Source organism: Actinoallomurus rhizosphaericola (assembly GCF_024055675.1).
Classification (GTDB): Bacteria; Actinomycetota; Actinomycetes; order Streptosporangiales; family Streptosporangiaceae; genus Actinoallomurus; species Actinoallomurus soli.
On record NZ_JAMXMW010000036.1, the window covers coordinates 1 to 16,610 of the forward strand.

A 16,610-nucleotide genomic window follows, 5' to 3' on the forward strand; every position below is an offset into this window, starting at 1 on the left:
TTCAGATGCGGTAACAACACCGCGAACCGCGCCGCGAGCTGATCGCGGACCTCGCCCGGGATGGCCATACCGCCCCATCGAACCGGAAACCGAGAAGCACCGTGTTGTTTCCTTACAAGTCCATCTGCTGCGCAACAGCTTCCGGTATGCCGCCCGGCAGGACTGGGACAAGATCGCCAAGGCGTTCAAGCCGGTCTACACCGCACCGACCGAGGCCGCCGCGATGGAGCGGTGGCTGGAGTTCGCCGAGACCTGGGGACCAAGTATCCGGCGATCGTGCAGTTGTGGGAGAACGCCTGGGCCGAGTTCGTCCCGTTCCTGTAGTTCGACCCTGAGATCTGCAAGGTTGTCTGCAGGCCGTCTGGCCGCCGCCCGCAACTAGACCCTGCAAGATCGAGTTACACCGTTAGCTGGGCAGACCCTTTTGTCAGACAGGCCCTAGCTGTAGGGCGTGGTGATGAACTCGGCCAGGACTGTGCCGCCGGGGTCGAGTGTGTAGAGTCCACGACCACCGAACAGGTGGTTGATCTCGCCTTCACGGGACTTGCCTGGGTTCGGCCAGAAGGGGACGGAGTCCTTCTTCAGACGCGCCAGGATCATGTCGAACTCGTCGTCGGTCACGAGGAAGGCGACGTGGCTTTCGTTGATGCGGTCAGGGGGGACCAGGTCGTCGGCGAAGTCGATGCCGACGTTGTTCGATGTGTTCACCTGGGTGAAGCGGCCGTAGTCGACGGGGGTGGGGGCGGCCATCAGGTCGGCCAGGAACGCAGCGGACTCTCGCCGGTTACGGCAGTGGACGATGAAGTGGTTCAGCTCGTTTGCCATCTCGGTTCCTTCAGTGTGGGAGGCGCAGAGCCCTGGCCGGGCCTCATGGTGTGCGTCGGAACATGCCCGGCTCCCGGCGCATCAGCTCTTGAGCGTGCCGCCGAACTCCTCCGGGACGAGGTCGGCCTGCTCAGCGCCGCTCCTGATCAGGTCGAGGATCGTGTCGGCGACCCCCTCGGGCGACTGGGGCACCAGCCCGCTGGAGGCTTCCATCTGAAGCGCGTCTTCGACGTTGCCGCGGACCGTTCCGACGAACTCGGTCTCGGTGATCGATGGGAACATCATCGACACGGCGATGCCTTCGTCGGCGAGCTCGGCGCGGGCGATGGCCGAGAGCTTCTGGAGAGCGGCCTTGGAAGCGGAGTACGCGCCGGACCCGGGCAGCGTCGACCAGATGATGCCGGAGCCCACGTTCACGATGGCCCCGGTCGCCTGCTTCCGCATGTGCGGGAGGACTGCCTGCGTCGTGACCAGGGGTGCGACGAGGTTGAGTTCGAGGACGGCCCGGAAGTCGTCGGGGTCGATGGCGTCGACGGTGGCCTGGAGTCCTTGCCCTGCGCTGTTCACCAGGATGTCGATCCGCCCAAACTCCTCGATCGCGGCTCGTACAGCCGCCTCAACCTGGGCCCGGTCCGTGACGTCGCACGGCACGGCCAGGGCCACGGACTCGCCGAGTTCCTTGGCGAGCTGCCGGATGCGCTCCTCGCGGCGAGCGATGAGCACGACTCGCGCGCCGGCTCGGGAGGCGGCTCGTGCAGTGGCCGCTCCGATGCCCGACGACGCTCCGGTCACGAGCACTACGGCTCCGTTGATGTCCATGGAGGGTTTCCTCATCCGTGAATCGGGGGTGATTACCCGCGAGCAGTGCCGTGGCCTTCGGGCCGAGTGGCATGTTTGATGCTATCAAGTAATAGCTATCACGTAATAGGAAGGTATCCTCGCGGCATGACCGATGTCAAAGCCGCCAGTCTCCACGAGCTGGCCGACCTGATCTTCGCCGTGGGGCGGCAGTTGCGACCCCCGGCCGACCCCGCCTTCGAGCCGTGCACGCCGATCGAGATCAGCGTCATGCGGTTCATCAACCACAACCCCGGCACCTCAGCGCGGGCCGCGTCGGAGGCGACCCTGCTCCCGTCGAGCAACTTCAGCCGGGTGCTTCGTGGCTTGGAAAAAAGAGGTCTTGTAGATCGCATCGTGGACGACCGCAACGCCAAAGGCGTGCGTCTGTACCCCACAGAGAAGGCCCACCAGAATCTCCAGTACCTCCGCGACAACTGGGATCAGACCCTCCAGGGCATCATCGACGACCCCGCCACCATCGAGATCGTCAACGCCACACTCCGGCGTATCGAGGAGGAACTCATAGCCCGGCGCAGCGGCACAGAGAACCGGGGCACCCGATCCGACTAGAGTGCGTATCCGATGAGGGTGCTGGTTGGTTGGTCAGGCTGCGAGGCTGCAAGCCGGGCGCCACGTCCACGGCAAGATCGTGATCACGCTATGACCCCGTCTCCGTTGAGCGGCCCGGCCGTGCAGTGTCCGTCACCTGTACTACCGTCGGCACACTGGGCGACAGCACCGACCCGGGAACGACCAGGCTGGCCGCCGCTTACCGCCTGAGCCACCCGGCATCGACATCCGCATCCGCGACACCGACCTGACCGACCCGACATGCGGGCTGCGCGCCGGACTGGTCGACGTCGCCCTGACCCGGGCGCCGTTCAACGAGACCGCCCTGACGGTGCGTGAGCTGCGCAGCGATACGGTGGTCCTGCGCGTCGACGATCAGCTGGCCCGCCGCAGCCGGCCGACCTGAGCGACCGCCCCTGGTTCCAGTTCCCGCAGGAACCGACCCGATCTGGCAGTCGTATTGCAACGGCGGCGAGCCACGCGAGGGCGCAGTGGTGCGCGTCGTCCAGGAATGCCCGCAGGCAGTGCTGTGGAACGGCACCGTCGGCCTGGCCCCGCTCGGACACGGGCTGCCCGCCGAGTTGGCCGTGGTGCCGCTGGTCGACATGGAGCCGAGCCGAGGGGCGGCCGTGTGGAACAAGGCTGACACCAACCCGTTGATCCGGTCGTTCATCGACATCGCGACAGCCGCGTACCGAGGTTGAGAGTGCCTGACCATCGGTGCTGCCGCAGCGCATGATCAGCTCAGTGCGCCGCCGCTGACGAGCAGCTGCTGTCCGCTGATCCAGCGGGCCAGCTTGCCGGTGAAGAACTCGACTGCGTCCGCAACGTCATCGACCGTTCCCATGCGCGAGCCGAGGGGGCTGGCGTTCCGCACGAGCCGGCGGAGCCGGTCGTCGGCCTTGCTTTCGGTGAAGTATCCTGCGCCGTCTGTCGCGGTAGGAATGACTGCGTTGACCGTGACCCCTCGTTCGCCGATTTCCTGGGCGAGCACTCCGACCAGGAAGCTCGCTGGCAGCTTGCTCGACGTGTAAAGGCCGAAGCCGGCCGTTGGGCGGAGCGTGGAACTGGATCCGATGTAGACGATCGAGCCGCCGCTGTCGACCATGTGTCCCGCCTTCTGCAGCGTGAAGAACGCGCCTTTGGCATTGACGTTGAACATGCGGTCGTACTCGGCTTCCGTGACGTCCAGCACCGGGCCGAGGCCCTCGTCGAGGCCCGCGTTCGCCACGACGATGTCAAGGCCGCAGAACCGGCTGCGCGCCGTGTCGAGGAGCGCCTCGATCTCGTCCGGCTTTGACACGTCGGCGCGGACGTCGATGGCGCGGGAGCCCGCGGCCTCGATCTCGGCCACCGTCGCGGCGGCCCCCGATGCGTCACGCGAGTAATTGACTACGACGCTTGCGCCGAGCCGTCCCAACCGAACGGCGATGGCCCGGCCGATACCACGGCTGGCGCCGGTGACGACCGCTACCTTTCCCGACAGATCCGTCATCTGTGAGCTCCTTCTCGGTGTCCTGCGACTGTTGGATGAGACCGGCACCGGACGTGTCGCCGGTGACCGGCATGCGGTGCTGGCCGCGGGGAGGCTTTGTCGCGTCCCGGCGGGTGATCAGCCCTTCAGGGCTTGGCGCAGCGCGGCGGTGCGTTCGTCGCGCATCTGCACGCTCGACGGTGCCTGGGGGGCCACGGCGTCCCAGCCGTGGTATGCGCCCGGATAGACGTGAAGCTCGGTCGGCACACCGGCTTGCAGAAGGCGCATCGCATAGGTGATGTCCTCGTCGCGGAAGACGTCGAGTTCACCGACCTGGATCAGGGCGGGCGGAAGACCGGAGACATCCCCGGCGCGGGCGGGCGCGGCGTACGGCTCTACGTCCGGGCCGCCGGCCTTCGCTCCGAGTACGGCCCGCCAGGCGCTGTCGTTGTGCTGTCGGCTCCAGCTGGGAATGCCGTGGAATTCGCGAGCTGAGGGGGTGTTGTTGCGGTCGTCGAGCATCGGGTAGGTCAGCGCCTGGAAGACGAGTCCAGGGCCTTTGCGGTCGCGGGCCAGCAGCGCGGTTGCGGCTGCCAGCCCGGCGCCCGCGCTCTCGCCGCCCACGGCGATACGTGTCGCGTCAATGCCCAGTTCATCGGCGTGCTGCGCGGTCCACACCAGGGCGGCGTAGCAGTCTTCCACCCCGGCCGGGTAGGGATCTTCGGGTGCCAGCCGGTATTGCACGGATACGACCGTGCAGTCGAGGTCGAACGCGTAGCGTTCGCGCACGGGCCGGTCGGCGTCGATGCCGCCGGAGATCATGCCTCCGCCGTGGAGCCACATGAATGCGGGCAGCGCGCCGATGGCGGAGCGCGGCCGGTACAGGCGGATGAGCAGGTCGTCGCCCGTCGGTCCTTGGATCGTGTGATCGTGGCGCGCCACTCGCTCGTCGTGGGGAACATCGGCGAGAAACGCGGAGACGGCCGCTTTGCCCTGGGCGCGCAGGGCGATGATGACGTCCGTCGTCAGATGCTGGTTCTGGGTGAGCCCGAGCGTCTCGTAGAGGGCCAGTCCGCCCCTGAGCGCAGGGTCGACACGGTCACAGAACCTGGGGGGTCTGTTCATGGCCGGGCATGCCTGCTTTCTTGAAGTCTTGAAGGTGGCGGTGTGGGAGCCGTAAGGGCCGCCCGGCAGTACCCGGCCCGGGGGCTGGGTCGCAGGTCTGCGCGTCGCGGAGCCCGCTGGGGTCGCTGGGCGGTCCTTACGGGGTGACGGCTTGGTGCCGCGAGGGTGGGCCTCGGCGGGTGGTGCCGACTGCTCTGGTCAGGCGCCGGCGCCGCCGTCGACCGGCAGGATCGCACCGGTCACGTACGAGGCGCGGTCGCTGAGCAGCCACGCGGCCGCCTCGGCGATCTGCCGGGGCTCGGCCATGTGACCGAGCGGGATCGTGGCGGTCATCTGCTCGACGATGCCGGGAGTCGCCGCCTCCCAGGTGGCGATCATCTCGGTGGAGGTGCCGCCGGGGGTGATGCCGTTGACCCGGATACGGTCACCGGCCCAGTTCACGGCGGCGGTCTCGGTGAGGCTGTTGAGCGCGCGCTTCATGGCGCCGTAGGCGGGCAGGGCGGGGTTGGCACGGCGGCTGCCGATGCTGGAGGTGTTGACGATCGCCCCGCCGCCGTTCTTCCGCATGAGAGCGGCCTCGGCGTTCATAGCGGTCCAGTGCGCGCGGAAGTTCACGGCGAACTGTTCGTCGATGTCCTCGTCGCTGGTGGTACGGACCGGGCCGAACTGCTGCTGGGGGACGGCGCCGTTGTTGAAGGCGCCGTCGAGCCGTCCGTGCAGTCTTTCGACGTGGCCGACCGCGGCACGGATGCTCGCGCGGTCGGCCAGGTCCAGAGTGACGGCGTCGGCGACGCCTCCGTCGGCGCGGATCTCCTTCACGATGCGGTCCAGGGCGTCGGTGCTGCGGGCGGCGAGCACGACGGCGGCGCCCTCGGCGGCGAAGAGCCGGGCCGCGGCCGCCCCGATGCCGCGGCTGGCACCGGTGATGAAGATGACCTTGCCGGTAAGCAGGCCGATGGGTGCGGTGATGGTGGTGTTTTCTGTCATGCCACCACTGTCGTTCCGGTCCGGGACCGGATACAGGCACAGCCAGTACTACGATCCGCCACCGGACAGCGCGCACACTTGGCGTATGGACAAGCAAGAGCTCGGGGCATTTCTCCGCAGCCGGCGTGAGCGGCTGCGGCCGCAGGACGTCGGCCTCCCCTCAGGCCCTCGACGCCGGACACCAGGTCTCCGCCGCGAGGAAGTGGCGGTCCTCGCGCACATCTCCACCGAGTACTACGTCCGGCTCGAGCAGGGCCGGGCGCCACGCCCCTCGGGCGACGTCCTGGCCGGGATCGCAGGCGCGCTGCGGCTCACCGACGCCGAGGCCGACCACCTCCACGTCCTCGCGGGCACCGCGCCGAACCGTACCGGACTGCACCGGCGCGACGTCCGCCCGAGCATCCTCGCGCTCCTGGAGCGGCTGCCGCAGACGGCCGGCTTCGTGATGTCCGCCGCGTTCGAGGTACTCGCCTGGAACGACCTCGCGGCCGCGCTCATGGAGGACTTCGCCCAGCTCGCCCCGAAGGACCGCAACCTCGCGCGCCGGGCCTTCCCCGGACCGGAGCACGCCGATGCGCCGCTGTACGGGATCTCCGACGCCGCCGAGTTCCGGCTGAGCGTCGTGATGCAGCTCCACACCACCCTCGCCCGCTACCCCACCGACCCCGCGGTGACCGGCCTTGTCGACGAACTCCGCGACACCAGCCCCGACTTCGCCCGGCTCTGGGAACGACACGACGTACAGGCCGCGCCGATGCTCACCAAGACCTTCCGCCACCCGACCGTCGGCGAGATCACCGTCGACTGCGACACCCTCACTCTCACCGACCGCGACCAGTACCTCGTGCTCTTCACCGCGCCGCCGCGATCCCCAGGGGCCGAGGCCCTCGCTCTGCTGAACGTCCTGGGAGCAGAGGCCAGTCACTACCCGCGATAGCGCCACAGCCGGCCACCGTCAGCCCTATCGCCCGCAGGAATCGGTCTCACCAAGAGTGACTAGGTCGTACTACCCCGCGGGCCCCAGCCGCGCCCTCGTCCGGCTCACCACCAAGGGCGCGCGCCTCTACAACGCCGTGACCCTCGACGACTCCCCCCGTCGTCCGCCGCGTCAGCCGGCCGCGGCGGCATCGCGGGCGAACCCGGGGCGAGGTGAGGGTGGACACGGACGGCAACCTGGTCGGCAAGGACGATACTGAGGCGCAGGTCCAGCAGGTGTACGCGAACCCGGCCACCGCGCGGGCGGCAGCCGGTTCCGGCCTGGAGCACGTGGTCGAAGCGACGGTCTACCTGACCGATCTGACTGATCTGGCCGCGTTCCGCGGGGTGCGGGACGCGCACCAGGACGCCCAACACCCGCCCGCCTGCTCCCTGGTGGGGGCCGCCGGCCTGGTCCACCCGGACTTCCGGGTCGAGATCGACGCGCCGGCCGTGGTGCCGAGCGCGGGTTGACGGCCCTGTTCTCCCGAAGCTGACATGGCACAGGGCAACGGCGACCCGTCGCTGACCCGGTTCGGTGGCGTACATCCCCTCCTCGGAGTCCGACGGCTGATCGAATCCGGTCCTGCGGATCCGCCACATGGGCGGCACCCTTCACGGGTGTCGCGCCGGGCGAACCACCCGTACCCGGAGGCCGGGTGGTTCGCCCGGCGCGACGGCCGGCTCCGGTGGCAGTGACCCTCAGCGGAAGGCGTCGACGTTACGGGCGGCCCAGTCGGCGAAGGGGCGCGGGGCGCGGCCGAGGACCTGCTGGACGTCCGGGCTGACGCGCAGCTCGGCCGGGCTCGGGGAACCGAGGATGTCCAGGGTGTCGTCGGCGAGTTCCGCCGGCATGCTCTGGGTCATGGCGGCCTTGGCCTCGTCGCGGGTGAGCTCGTGAAACCTCACCGGCGAGCCCAGCGCGGTGGCGATGGCCTCCGTCTGCTGGCGCGGAGTGATCACCTCCGGGCCGGTCAGCTCGTACACGCCGCCGGCGTGCCGGTCCTCCAGCAGGCAGGCCGCCGCGACCGCGGCGATGTCCGCCGGGTCGATGACCGGCACCCCGATGTCGCCGAAGGGCGCGGCGACGACCCGTCGCGTGCGGACGGACTCGGCCCACCACAGGGCGTTGGAGGCGAAGCCGCCCGGCCGCAGGACGGCCCACTCCAGGCCGGACTCCCGCAGCGTGTCCTCCAGCGCGCGCATCGCGATCCGCGTTCGGCCGAAGGGCCTGGTCGCCACGCCCAGCGTGGAGAGCAGGACGACCCGGCGGACCCCGCCGGCCGCGGCTTCGCCGATGATGTCGGCAGGACTGGCTCCAATGGCGTGCAGGTCGCCGGACAGCAGCAGGAACAACGCCTTCGCCCCGGCCAGCACGGGCTTGAGACCGGCCGGCTCGGCCAGGTCGGCCACCACGTGGCGGACGCCGTCCGGCACCTGCGCCGTGTGCCGTGACACCGCCGTCACCTGATGGCCCGTCTCCGCCAGCGCCCGCGTCAACGGCCGGCCGATGTTCCCGGTGGCCCCGGTCACTACGATCATGATCAGCTCCTTGTCGGATGTCCTCTGTGGTCTGCACGCTAAGAGCACGGGCTAACTCTTCGTAAGGACGTACCTGAAGGTAAGCTCACGACATGACGGGAGGCTCGCAGCACAGACAGGCCGAGGCAGGGAAGCGGTATGACGTGTTTCACACCGACTGCCTCGCCCGCGATGTGGTCGACCACGTGACCAGCAGGTGGGGCATCTGGGTGCTGATCTCCTTGCGGAGCAACAGCCTGCGGTTCTACGAGCTGCGCGAGAGCATCCAGGGGATCAGCGAGAAGATGCTCGCCCAGACCCTGCGCGCGCTGGTCCAGGACGGCTTGGTCTGGCGGGAGGTCGAGCCGACGACGCCGCCCCAGGTCACCTACGGGCTGACCGAGTTCGGCCAGGACGTCGGCGAGCCGCTGACGGAGCTGTTCGACCGGATCACCGAGCGACTGTCGCGGCCCGGTGCGGGCTGACCGTACCGGTCCGCGGACATCTCGTGAACGGGTGCCCGGCCGGGCGCCCACCGCTCCCGGCGCGGTGGCCGCACCCGAGATCCGGCAGGTGCGCGAAGACCGTCCCCCACTCGGCGTGCACGGCCCGGAATGCCATCGGCCCCCCTCTGAACGGCCATCACCCCAGAGTGTTGCGGCGACCACCGACAGTCGAGACCCCGAAATTCAGACAGGCGGGCGGAAGTCGATCGCCTGTCCCGTTGTCCCGTCTCATTCGATCTCTCCACCCGGCAACGCTCTGACCTGCGAAGAGGTAAAGCCGAGTGAGACGCGGCAGTCACGCCGTCTCACTTGATGTTGTCGCTCAGGCGCGTTGCCAGGGCGGACGGCCGTCAAACGACAGGTCGTTGACCTGCTCTGTCTCACTCGGCCTTGCCCCTCACGTGCGAATCGGACAGCGTCCGGCGAGACAACGGCAAGATCTCCTGAGACGGGACACCCGTCCGAGCCGCGCGAAGGCCACGGCCCAGCACACCGTCGCTCTCACAAACGTTCCTTTGCGCGAGCACGATCAATCACGGGCCGCCGGACGCCCACCGGCCCCGGATTCGTTCGCAGAACCCGTTCTCACTCAAAAGCGGGACGGGCTCCCTTGTGAGACTTGCATTGCGCGAAAATCCGGGGCCATGACGGGCCCTCAGCAGCCTTCCCCAACCGACCGGTCAGACGCCGACGACGTCGAACGCTTCACCGCGCACGGCCTGGTGCTGGAGATGCTCGCCGGGCCCCTGCCCGGGATCTACGACCCCACCGGTCCGGGGAAGCTGCTGTTCGCGTTCTTCGCGGCGATGGCGGAGACCGAGCGGGAGAACATCCGCGAGTCCAGGCTGGAGGGGCTCGACACCGCGGCCCGCAAGGGCAAGCACGGCGGCCGGCCCCCGGTCATCACCGACGACATGCTCCACACCGTGCTCCGGCGCCGCGCGGGCGGCGAGTCCGTCGAGCAGATCCAGCCCGATCTGATCATCCCCAGCGGCAAGCGCAAGGGACACAACCCCTCCGTCGCCAGCATCTACCGTGCGCTCGCCGAGCACGCCAAGCGCGAGGCGTACCCCGAAGCCGTCGAGCAGGCCCACACCGACTTCGCCGCGCTCCAGGCCGGGGAGCTCCCCGGACCCCGCCCCGCTATCCCTGACCGAGCGGCAATCTGACTACAGAGAGCTACTTGTCACTTGGCCGTAGCTTCGGGAGAACAGGGCCTTGACGGCCGGGGTCCCGGACAAGGCCCCCGTTCCCCCTCGCCGGCACCCGCCCGGACAAGGCCCCCGTTCCCCCTCGCCGGCACCCGCCCGGACAAGGCCCCCGTTCCCCCTCGCCGGCACCCGCCCGGACAAGGCCCCCGTTCCCCCTCGCCGGCACCCGCGCGGCCGCTCGGCGGCTACTCGGCGGACGCGGTCGCCGGGGCGGGCGCGGCGAGGCTGGCCAGGAGGCGCAGGGAGTCCGCGGTGCGGCTGCCGCGCTCGGCCCGGTAGACGAGCAGCTCCTGCCCGTCGGAGCCCCTGATGTCGAACGCCTGGTACGTCAGCTCCAGCGCGCCGACGACGGGATGTGTGAACCGCTTCGCCTCGTAGGTGCGCCCCCGGACCGGGTGGGCGTCCCACAGCTCCCGGAAGTGGGCGTTCGACGCGGACAGCCGCGCCACGAGCTCCGGCAGCCGCGGGTTGTGGGGGCGGCGGCCCTGGGCGAGGCGGAGGGTGGCGACCACGGCCTCGGCCACCTGGTGCCAGTCGGTGTAGAAGCCGGTGCCGGCCGGGTCGCCGAAGGTCATCAGGGCGAGGTTGACCGGGTCTGCGAAACCGGAGTGCATCGCCGCCGCGAGACGGTTTTGCGCCAGGACGTCGAGCGTCTCGTTGAGGACCAGCGCCGGGGTGGTCGTCCACTCCTCAACGAGTTCGAGGACGTCCGGCCGCACCGCCGGCTGCGGGAAGCCGTGGCGGCTCGGCGTCGCCCCGGCGAGCCGGTGCAGGTGCTCCCGGGCGTCGGGTCCGAGGTCGAGCGCGCGGCCCAGCGCGTCCAGCACCTGGAGCGAGGGGTGCCGTTCACGGCCCTGCTCCAGCCGCGTGTAGTAGTTGGCGCTGACTCCGGCGAGCACCGCGACCTCCTCGCGGCGCAGCCCCGGCACCCGGCGCACGCCCGCACTGGGCAGCCCGGCGCGCGCCGGATCGACGCGCGCCCGGGCCGCGCGCAGGAACCCACCGAGACCGGACGTGCTGCGTCCGTGCTGGCTCATGCCACCACGGTACGACGCCCCACCCGCCCCTGCCTGTGTGCGGCACTCCCCCCCACGGTCCGGTCTGGTTGCCCACCGGGGCAACCGGGAGAGTCGAAACCGGCACCGCGGAACGCCTGTTCAGCGGGCCGGCAGGCACACACCGTGTCCGACTACGCAATGAGGGAACGTGTCCGAGGAATTCACCACACTCAACGTCACCGAGAACCAGGGCGTCGCCCGGGTGACGTTCGACAACCCGCCGATCAACCTGTTCGACCCGGCCATGATCGCCGACTTCCGCCGGCTGCTCGACCGGTTCGCCGCGAGCCGGGACACCCGCGTCGTGGTCTTCTCCAGCGCCCACCCCGACTTCTTCATCGGCCACGCCGATCTCAACCTCTTCCTCGACCCGGTGGACCAGATCCCGCCGAAGCCGACGAAGCTCGGCCCGCTCCAGACGCTCTTCGAGGACCTGCGCACCCTCCCCCAGGCGACGATCGGGGTCCTTGAGGGCCGCGCGTCGGGGGCCGGCACCGAGTTCCTCAACTCCTGCGACATGGTCTTCGCCGCCCGCGGCCGGGCCCTGCTCAGCCAGTTCGAGGTGGCGGTGGGCGTCCTGCCGGGGGCCACCGGCTCCCAGCGGCTGCCGCGACTGCTCGGGCGCAGCCGGGCGCTGGAGATGATCCTGGGCTGCGACGAGTTCGACGCCGAGCTCGCCGAGCGGTACGGCCTGGTCAACCGCGCCCTGCCAGCCGCCGAGCTGTGGCCCTTCGTCGACCGGCTGGCCGCGCGCATCGCCACGTTCCCGGCGGCGGCGATCGCCCTGAACAAGGTGGCCGTCGACGCCTCCGAGCTGCCGATCCAGCTGGGCCTGCTGGAGGAGACCCACACGCTGCACCAGACCCTCGTCGGCGGCGAGGCGCAGCGCCGCATGCGGCTCCTGCTCGAACTCGGCGCCCAGGAGGAGGAGTTCGAGCGCGAGCAGTTCACCGCCGCGCTGGAACGCCTCGGCTGACGCGCCCGGCCCCGGCCTCAGGCCCCTCGGCCCCCTGACCCCCTACCCCCGCCCCGATCGGAGACCCATGACCGACACCCGCACCAGCCGCTCCCCCCGCGACGTACTCGCCCAGCTCCTGGACGACGTCAGCGCGGACCGGTGGGAGCACCTGCACGAGCTGTACGCCGACGGCACCGTCGTCCGCCACCCCTTCGCGCGGGACGAATCGCGCCTGCTCGAAGGCCGGGAGGCGCTCCGGCTCCACTTCGACCACTTCGCGCAGAGCGGCCTCAGCCTCCGCGCCCGGGATGTCGTCTGGCACGACACCACCGACCCGGAGACCGTTATCGCCGAGTTCGTCTACGACGGGACCGGTCCCGCCCCCGACGAGCACTTCGAGATGGCTGCCTGCTTCGTCTGGCGGGTCCGCGACGGGCTCATCGTCGACGCCCACGACTATCTCGACCGCCCCCGCCCGGTCGCGGCCCCGCAGCACGCCTGACACCGCGCCGACTCCTGACACACCACTCCCGACACAACCCCTTTGAGAGGAAAACCCCCGCATGTCCGCCAACACCGTCGACCCCGAAGAGACCACCGCCGTCCGCCGCCGCCGCGGCGAGGACATCGTGACGTCCCTCAGCGGCGGCGCCCGCCCGGCCTCGCTCGACGCGCTCGACCGCGACTTCCCGTTCCTGGCCAACGCCGTCAACGCCTACGCGGTCGGCGAGGTCTTCGCCCGGGACGTCCTCGACGTCCGCACCCGCCAGCTCGCCCTCGTCGCGGCCTTCGCCGTCCTCGGCCTGGGCGACTTCATCAAGATCCACGGAGGCTACGCCCTCAACGCGGGCGCCACCGAGGACGAGCTGAAGGAGATCGTCTACCTGACCACCATCCCTGGCGGCTTCCCCCGCGCCATCCAGGCATCGCAGGCGGTCGCCGAACTCCTCGCCTCCCGCAAGGCGGCCTGACACACCCCGAAGCCCGACGGCCGGCACGGCCCCGTACCCGTGCCGGCCGTCGGGCTGTCCTGGATCCGGGCAGGGCGTACCGACCCGTGCCGGTGAAGGCCGAGCCGCCGCGGCGGGACCGTACGCGCAGCCGTGCTGGTGGCAGCCGCTCAGGGGCGGCGCCGGTGCGCGATACCCGGCCCGGGGCCCCACCCCGCGCGGAGCCGGGCGGCACGGATCGGCATCCCTCCGTGGGCCGCAACGATCGACGTCGCCGAAGGACGCGCCCATGACCGGTACGACCGCCCACTACCTCTACCTCTACCTCGCCCGCCACGCCGAGGCGTCGCCGGACGAGAGCGAGCTGACGGCCGCCGCCAGGCCGTTCTGCTGGGGCAGCGGCTCCGCGGGGTTCCGCTGGCGGCGATCACTGACCCCGGGGCGGGAGGCACAAGGCCGTGACGGTCCCCCGGCCCTGGACCGCGCTCCATACGCCCCGGTTGCTGGCGGGGAGTGTGACGGGCGCCGCCCGCACCCTGGCTTCTCCGGCCCGTCCGGGGGCAGGGCGTACGGTGGGAACATGGCCGGGCGGGTGTGTCGCTGCGCGTACATCCTCTGTTCCGAGCCGCTGCCGGTGACGTCCCGCAGTGACAAGCGGTTCTGCTCTGCGGCTTGTAAACAGGCGGATCGCCGCTTGCGCCGCCACGTCGAGGAGGCGGTGGCCATCGGCCTTGGAACGTCCGCCGCTACTTCAAGCCCTCTCCAGAGGCGATCGCCGAGGTGACCAGCCTGCTCGCTCCAGGGGACAGTCGACGCTGAGACTGTTGCAACTGTCGGTCTGGCCGGGACTGCGGCGCCGTGTTTGACCTTGCCCTTGGGGCAAGCCGCAGCATTGTCGCCACCGGCCAGGATGGCCGGGACGAGGAGGAGCGGTGCGGCAGCTGCTGACGATCGGTGTATTCGCCCGAGCCGCGCGGCTGTCGCCGAAGGCGTTGCGGCTGTACGACGAGCTCGGGTTGCTGCGACCGGCCGCGGTGGACGGTGAATCGGGCTACCGGTTCTACGATCCGCAGCAGTTGGAACGGGCCCGGTTGATCGCCTGGCTACGGCGGCTGGACATGCCGTTGGCCCGCATCCGGCGCGTGTGCGACCTGCCGGCGCCGGCGGCCGCCGCGGAGATCGCCGCCTACTGGGAGCAGGTGCTGGCCGAGACCGCCGCCCGGGGGCAGTTGGCCGACTTCCTCGTCGACTACCTGACGGGACGAGGCAGCCCCATGGAAGAGCCCACGACCATGCTCGGGATCCGTTACGCCGCCCGGTCGGAGTTGGGACTGGTACGCACGAGCAACGAGGACACCGCCTACGCCGGGCCCCGGTTGCTGGCCGTGGCCGACGGAGTTCGCGGTTCCGGTGGTGACCTGGCAAGCACCGCGGCCATCGAAGCGCTCAAACCGTTGGAGACCCTGGCCGTACCGGCCGAGGATCTGCTCGGCGTGCTCGCCGACGCCGTCGCCGAAGCCGACGCGGCGATCGGGCGGATCGCCGCCTCGACGTCGGCAGGTGAGGCGCTCACCACGTTGACCGCGCTGCTGTGGTCGGGTTCCCGGCTGGCGCTGGTGCACATCGGTGACACCCGGGCCTACCTCGTACGCGATGGAGAGCTGTTCCAGATCACCCACGACCACACCTACGTGCAGTCGCTGGTGGACGAGGGCAGGTTGACCGCCGAGGAGGCGGCCTCACATCCACAACGCTCACTGCTGGTCCGGGCGCTGACGGGTGCTGGTGGGGCGCAGCCGGACCTGTCGCTGCACGGAGCCATTGCCGGGGACCGGTACCTGTTGTGCTCCGACGGGCTGTCCGCCGTCGTGGCGGCCGAGTCGCTGCGCGAGGTGCTGACCGGGCCGGGCGGCCCGGAGCAGATGCTGGAGGAGTTGGTCACACGGGCGTATACCGCCGGCGCCCCCGACAACATCGCCTGCGTGGTCGCGGACGTGGTCGCGCTGGAAGAACCGGCCGCCACCGATGCCGGCCGTAGCGGCGGCCCGGCATGGTGAGCAGGTCAGGGGTCCGGTCGCTGGGCGGCTACGCGATCGACCGTCGTCCGCTGGCCATCCCGGCGTATCGGCGGCTGTGGGTCGCCTCGGTGGTCTGCGCAGTGGGCGGTTCGTTCAGCGTGGTCGCAATACCGGCCCAGCTGTTCACCATGACCGGATCGTCGGCGACCGTGGGCGCTTCGGCCGTCGTGTCGTTGGTCGCGCTGGTCGCGGCGGCTCTGTGGACGGGTGCCCTCGCCGACGTCAGGGATCGCCGGAAGGTGCTGCTCGCTGCCCACTGCGGCCTCGCGGTGACGTACGCGGCGTTGTGGACCCAAGCGGAGCTGGGCGGCGGTTCGGTCCCTGTCTTGATGCTGTTGGTGGGCTGCCAGGGGCTGACCTTTGGAGCGATCATGACCACAATGGGCGCAGCAGTACCCCGCCTGGTCCCGATCGAGCTTCTACCGGCAGCCAACAGCCTCAGCCAGTTGGTCCGCTACGCCGGCTCGGTCCTTGGGCCGGTGCTGGCCGGTGTCTTGATCCCGGTCGTTGGGCTCAGCACGTTGTACCTGTTCGACGCCGTCGCGCTGCTGGCCGTTGTGTGGGCCGTCGTCAAGTTGCCGCCGCTTCCGCCCCGCCCACACCCGAACGAAGCATCGAACGACCCGGTGAGGCCGTACCGCCAGGGGGGATCCACGCTCAGGCAGGTTCTGGCGGGGTTTCGGTACCTGGCCGCCAGCCGGCTGCTCGTGGCGGTGCTGGCGGTGGACCTCGCCGCGATGGTCCTCGGCATGCCGACCGCCCTGTTCCCGCAACTGGCCCAGCGCACCTACGGCGGCCCGGCGGGCGGCGGCATGCAACTGGGACTGCTCTACGCCGCCTACCCGGCCGGAGTCGTCGCCGTCGGCCTGATATCGGGTACGTTCACCCGCGCCCGACGCCACGGCGCTCTCATGGCCGCGGCCGCCGCCGCATGGGGCATCACCCTCGTGGTCCTCGGACTGGCCCCACGCCTGTGGATCGCGCTGGCGGCGCTCGTGCTCGGTGGCGCGGTCAACTTCGTGCTGAGCACCTTCCGTAACGCGATCTCTCAGGCACTCACCGACGACGTCATGCGCGGCCGGATCCAAGGATCGCTCACCGTCGTACTCATCGGGGGCCCACAGATCGGGAACCTGCTGCACGGGACCAGCGCATCGATCTTCGACCCCCGGATGGTCATCTGCGCTGGTGGGCTGCTCACCACGGTGGTCGTGGCAGTGATCGCATGGGCAGTTCCCGAGCTGAGCCAGTACACCGCTCAGCGAGCACGTGAGGCAAGACCGGAGCCGAGGCACTCCCTCGGCAGCGCATCGATCCAGCCGTCCCGCATGCCTCGACCGTAGTGAGACGACTACGCCGCCTGCCTCGCATTCGGTGAGACTGCCGCAGATTCACCGAGGCAGGACAGGGGGTCCTATCCCGGCCGTCTCCCACGAACGTCAACACGCGTGGTGAACCCGCTGAAGCGGGTTGTAACTTGCGGGAATCATCATTCCCGTGGGTTGCAGTCACTATTTTCTGGGGCTTGTTAT

The 16,610-nt window shown here is 70.0% G+C and carries 18 protein-coding genes and 1 pseudogene; 12 read left to right on the plus strand and 7 right to left on the minus strand.

What is annotated here, in order from left to right; translation table 11 throughout:
* Positions 1–118: 118 nt before the first annotated feature.
* Positions 119–321: pseudogene (locus NE234_RS46285) on the plus strand (transposase); the annotation flags it as partial.
* A gap of 117 nt (positions 322–438) precedes the next feature.
* Here the strand turns inward: NE234_RS46285 and NE234_RS43175 are convergent.
* Together NE234_RS43175 and NE234_RS43180 are read right to left on the minus strand one after the other, a co-directional pair.
* Positions 439–825 carry a VOC family protein gene (locus NE234_RS43175; protein ID WP_252786976.1) on the minus strand — a complete coding sequence of 129 codons (387 nt, stop codon included), beginning with the start codon at positions 823–825 and terminating at the stop codon, positions 439–441.
* Between the two features lie 81 nt (positions 826–906).
* Entirely contained in the window at positions 907–1,644 is a 738-nt protein-coding gene (locus tag NE234_RS43180; protein WP_252786977.1) for an SDR family oxidoreductase, read from the minus strand.
* A gap of 126 nt (positions 1,645–1,770) precedes the next feature.
* On the opposite strand from NE234_RS43180, the gene NE234_RS43185 reads away from it, so the two are divergent.
* Entirely contained in the window at positions 1,771–2,235 is a 465-nt protein-coding gene (locus tag NE234_RS43185; protein WP_252786978.1) for a MarR family winged helix-turn-helix transcriptional regulator, read from the plus strand.
* 494 nt (positions 2,236–2,729) lie between these two features.
* The gene (locus tag NE234_RS43190; protein ID WP_252786979.1) at positions 2,730–2,939 is read left to right on the plus strand and encodes a type 2 periplasmic-binding domain-containing protein; all 210 of its coding nucleotides are present in this window, start codon (positions 2,730–2,732) and stop codon (positions 2,937–2,939) included.
* Between the two features lie 35 nt (positions 2,940–2,974).
* Here NE234_RS43190 and NE234_RS43195 read toward each other — a convergent pair whose 3' ends face one another.
* From NE234_RS43195 to NE234_RS43205, 3 genes are all read right to left on the minus strand, one after another.
* Positions 2,975–3,730 carry an SDR family oxidoreductase gene (locus NE234_RS43195; RefSeq protein WP_252786980.1) on the minus strand — a complete coding sequence of 252 codons (756 nt, stop codon included), beginning with the start codon at positions 3,728–3,730 and terminating at the stop codon, positions 2,975–2,977.
* 117 nt (positions 3,731–3,847) lie between these two features.
* Positions 3,848–4,834, minus strand: coding sequence for an alpha/beta hydrolase (locus tag NE234_RS43200; RefSeq protein ID WP_252786981.1), 987 nt, complete (start codon positions 4,832–4,834; stop codon positions 3,848–3,850).
* 198 nt (positions 4,835–5,032) lie between these two features.
* Positions 5,033–5,821: an SDR family NAD(P)-dependent oxidoreductase gene (locus NE234_RS43205; RefSeq protein ID WP_252786982.1), complete on the minus strand. Its 789-nt coding sequence runs from the start codon at positions 5,819–5,821 to the stop codon at positions 5,033–5,035.
* A gap of 85 nt (positions 5,822–5,906) precedes the next feature.
* Here NE234_RS43205 and NE234_RS43210 point away from each other — a divergent pair, with 85 nt between their 5' ends.
* Positions 5,907–6,758 (plus strand): helix-turn-helix transcriptional regulator, encoded by an 852-nt coding sequence (locus tag NE234_RS43210; RefSeq protein ID WP_252786983.1) that lies wholly within the window; start codon positions 5,907–5,909, stop codon positions 6,756–6,758.
* 218 nt (positions 6,759–6,976) lie between these two features.
* On the plus strand, positions 6,977–7,270 hold the full coding sequence (locus NE234_RS43215; protein ID WP_252786984.1) for a RidA family protein: 294 nt from the start codon (positions 6,977–6,979) through the stop codon (positions 7,268–7,270).
* 228 nt (positions 7,271–7,498) lie between these two features.
* On the opposite strand, the gene NE234_RS43220 is transcribed toward NE234_RS43215, so the two are convergent.
* A complete protein-coding gene (locus tag NE234_RS43220) occupies positions 7,499–8,338 on the minus strand; it encodes an SDR family oxidoreductase (protein WP_252786985.1) in 840 nt (279 codons plus the stop codon).
* 143 nt (positions 8,339–8,481) lie between these two features.
* Between NE234_RS43220 and NE234_RS43225 the strand changes: the two genes are divergently transcribed.
* Both NE234_RS43225 and NE234_RS43230 read left to right on the plus strand, forming a co-directional pair.
* Entirely contained in the window at positions 8,482–8,802 is a 321-nt protein-coding gene (locus NE234_RS43225; protein ID WP_252786986.1) for a winged helix-turn-helix transcriptional regulator, read from the plus strand.
* A 665-nt stretch (positions 8,803–9,467) separates the two neighbouring features.
* Positions 9,468–9,992, plus strand: coding sequence for a recombinase family protein (locus NE234_RS43230; protein ID WP_252786987.1), 525 nt, complete (start codon positions 9,468–9,470; stop codon positions 9,990–9,992).
* 227 nt (positions 9,993–10,219) lie between these two features.
* Here NE234_RS43230 and NE234_RS43235 read toward each other — a convergent pair whose 3' ends face one another.
* Positions 10,220–11,071, minus strand: a complete 852-nt coding sequence (locus NE234_RS43235; RefSeq protein ID WP_252786988.1) for a helix-turn-helix transcriptional regulator — start codon at positions 11,069–11,071, stop codon at positions 10,220–10,222.
* Between the two features lie 169 nt (positions 11,072–11,240).
* Here NE234_RS43235 and NE234_RS43240 point away from each other — a divergent pair, with 169 nt between their 5' ends.
* The 5 genes from NE234_RS43240 (at position 11,241) to NE234_RS43260 (ending at position 16,421) form a co-directional block, all read left to right on the plus strand.
* Complete coding sequence (locus NE234_RS43240; protein WP_252786989.1) at positions 11,241–12,068, plus strand: enoyl-CoA hydratase/isomerase family protein; 828 nt, start codon at positions 11,241–11,243, stop codon at positions 12,066–12,068.
* Between the two features lie 67 nt (positions 12,069–12,135).
* Positions 12,136–12,552, plus strand: a complete 417-nt coding sequence (locus tag NE234_RS43245; RefSeq protein WP_252786990.1) for a nuclear transport factor 2 family protein — start codon at positions 12,136–12,138, stop codon at positions 12,550–12,552.
* Between the two features lie 61 nt (positions 12,553–12,613).
* Positions 12,614–13,021 (plus strand): carboxymuconolactone decarboxylase family protein, encoded by a 408-nt coding sequence (locus NE234_RS43250; protein ID WP_252786991.1) that lies wholly within the window; start codon positions 12,614–12,616, stop codon positions 13,019–13,021.
* A 911-nt stretch (positions 13,022–13,932) separates the two neighbouring features.
* Positions 13,933–15,057, plus strand: a complete 1,125-nt coding sequence (locus tag NE234_RS43255; protein ID WP_252786992.1) for a MerR family transcriptional regulator — start codon at positions 13,933–13,935, stop codon at positions 15,055–15,057.
* A complete protein-coding gene (locus NE234_RS43260) occupies positions 15,051–16,421 on the plus strand; it encodes an MFS transporter (RefSeq protein WP_252786993.1) in 1,371 nt (456 codons plus the stop codon). Before NE234_RS43255 ends, NE234_RS43260 begins: the two co-directional genes overlap by 7 nt.
* The last annotated feature ends 189 nt before the right edge of the window (positions 16,422–16,610 follow it).

What these genes read in the sequence shown, in the direction of transcription:
- NE234_RS43220 (WP_252786985.1), bottom strand. Translation starts at nt 8,338, where the DNA reads ATGATCGTAGTGACCGGGGCCACCGGGAACATCGGCCGGCCGTTGACG.
- NE234_RS43245 (WP_252786990.1), top strand. Translation starts at nt 12,136, where the DNA reads ATGACCGACACCCGCACCAGCCGCTCCCCCCGCGACGTACTCGCCCAG.
- NE234_RS43175 (WP_252786976.1), bottom strand. Translation starts at nt 825, where the DNA reads ATGGCAAACGAGCTGAACCACTTCATCGTCCACTGCCGTAACCGGCGA.
- NE234_RS43180 (WP_252786977.1), bottom strand. Translation starts at nt 1,644, where the DNA reads ATGGACATCAACGGAGCCGTAGTGCTCGTGACCGGAGCGTCGTCGGGC.
- NE234_RS43205 (WP_252786982.1), bottom strand. Translation starts at nt 5,821, where the DNA reads ATGACAGAAAACACCACCATCACCGCACCCATCGGCCTGCTTACCGGC.
- NE234_RS43235 (WP_252786988.1), bottom strand. Translation starts at nt 11,071, where the DNA reads ATGAGCCAGCACGGACGCAGCACGTCCGGTCTCGGTGGGTTCCTGCGC.
- NE234_RS43250 (WP_252786991.1), top strand. Translation starts at nt 12,614, where the DNA reads ATGTCCGCCAACACCGTCGACCCCGAAGAGACCACCGCCGTCCGCCGC.
- NE234_RS43230 (WP_252786987.1), top strand. Translation starts at nt 9,468, where the DNA reads ATGACGGGCCCTCAGCAGCCTTCCCCAACCGACCGGTCAGACGCCGAC.
- NE234_RS43210 (WP_252786983.1), top strand. Translation starts at nt 5,907, where the DNA reads ATGGACAAGCAAGAGCTCGGGGCATTTCTCCGCAGCCGGCGTGAGCGG.
- NE234_RS43195 (WP_252786980.1), bottom strand. Translation starts at nt 3,730, where the DNA reads ATGACGGATCTGTCGGGAAAGGTAGCGGTCGTCACCGGCGCCAGCCGT.
- NE234_RS43260 (WP_252786993.1), top strand. Translation starts at nt 15,051, where the DNA reads ATGGTGAGCAGGTCAGGGGTCCGGTCGCTGGGCGGCTACGCGATCGAC.
- NE234_RS43185 (WP_252786978.1), top strand. Translation starts at nt 1,771, where the DNA reads ATGACCGATGTCAAAGCCGCCAGTCTCCACGAGCTGGCCGACCTGATC.
- NE234_RS43200 (WP_252786981.1), bottom strand. Translation starts at nt 4,834, where the DNA reads ATGAACAGACCCCCCAGGTTCTGTGACCGTGTCGACCCTGCGCTCAGG.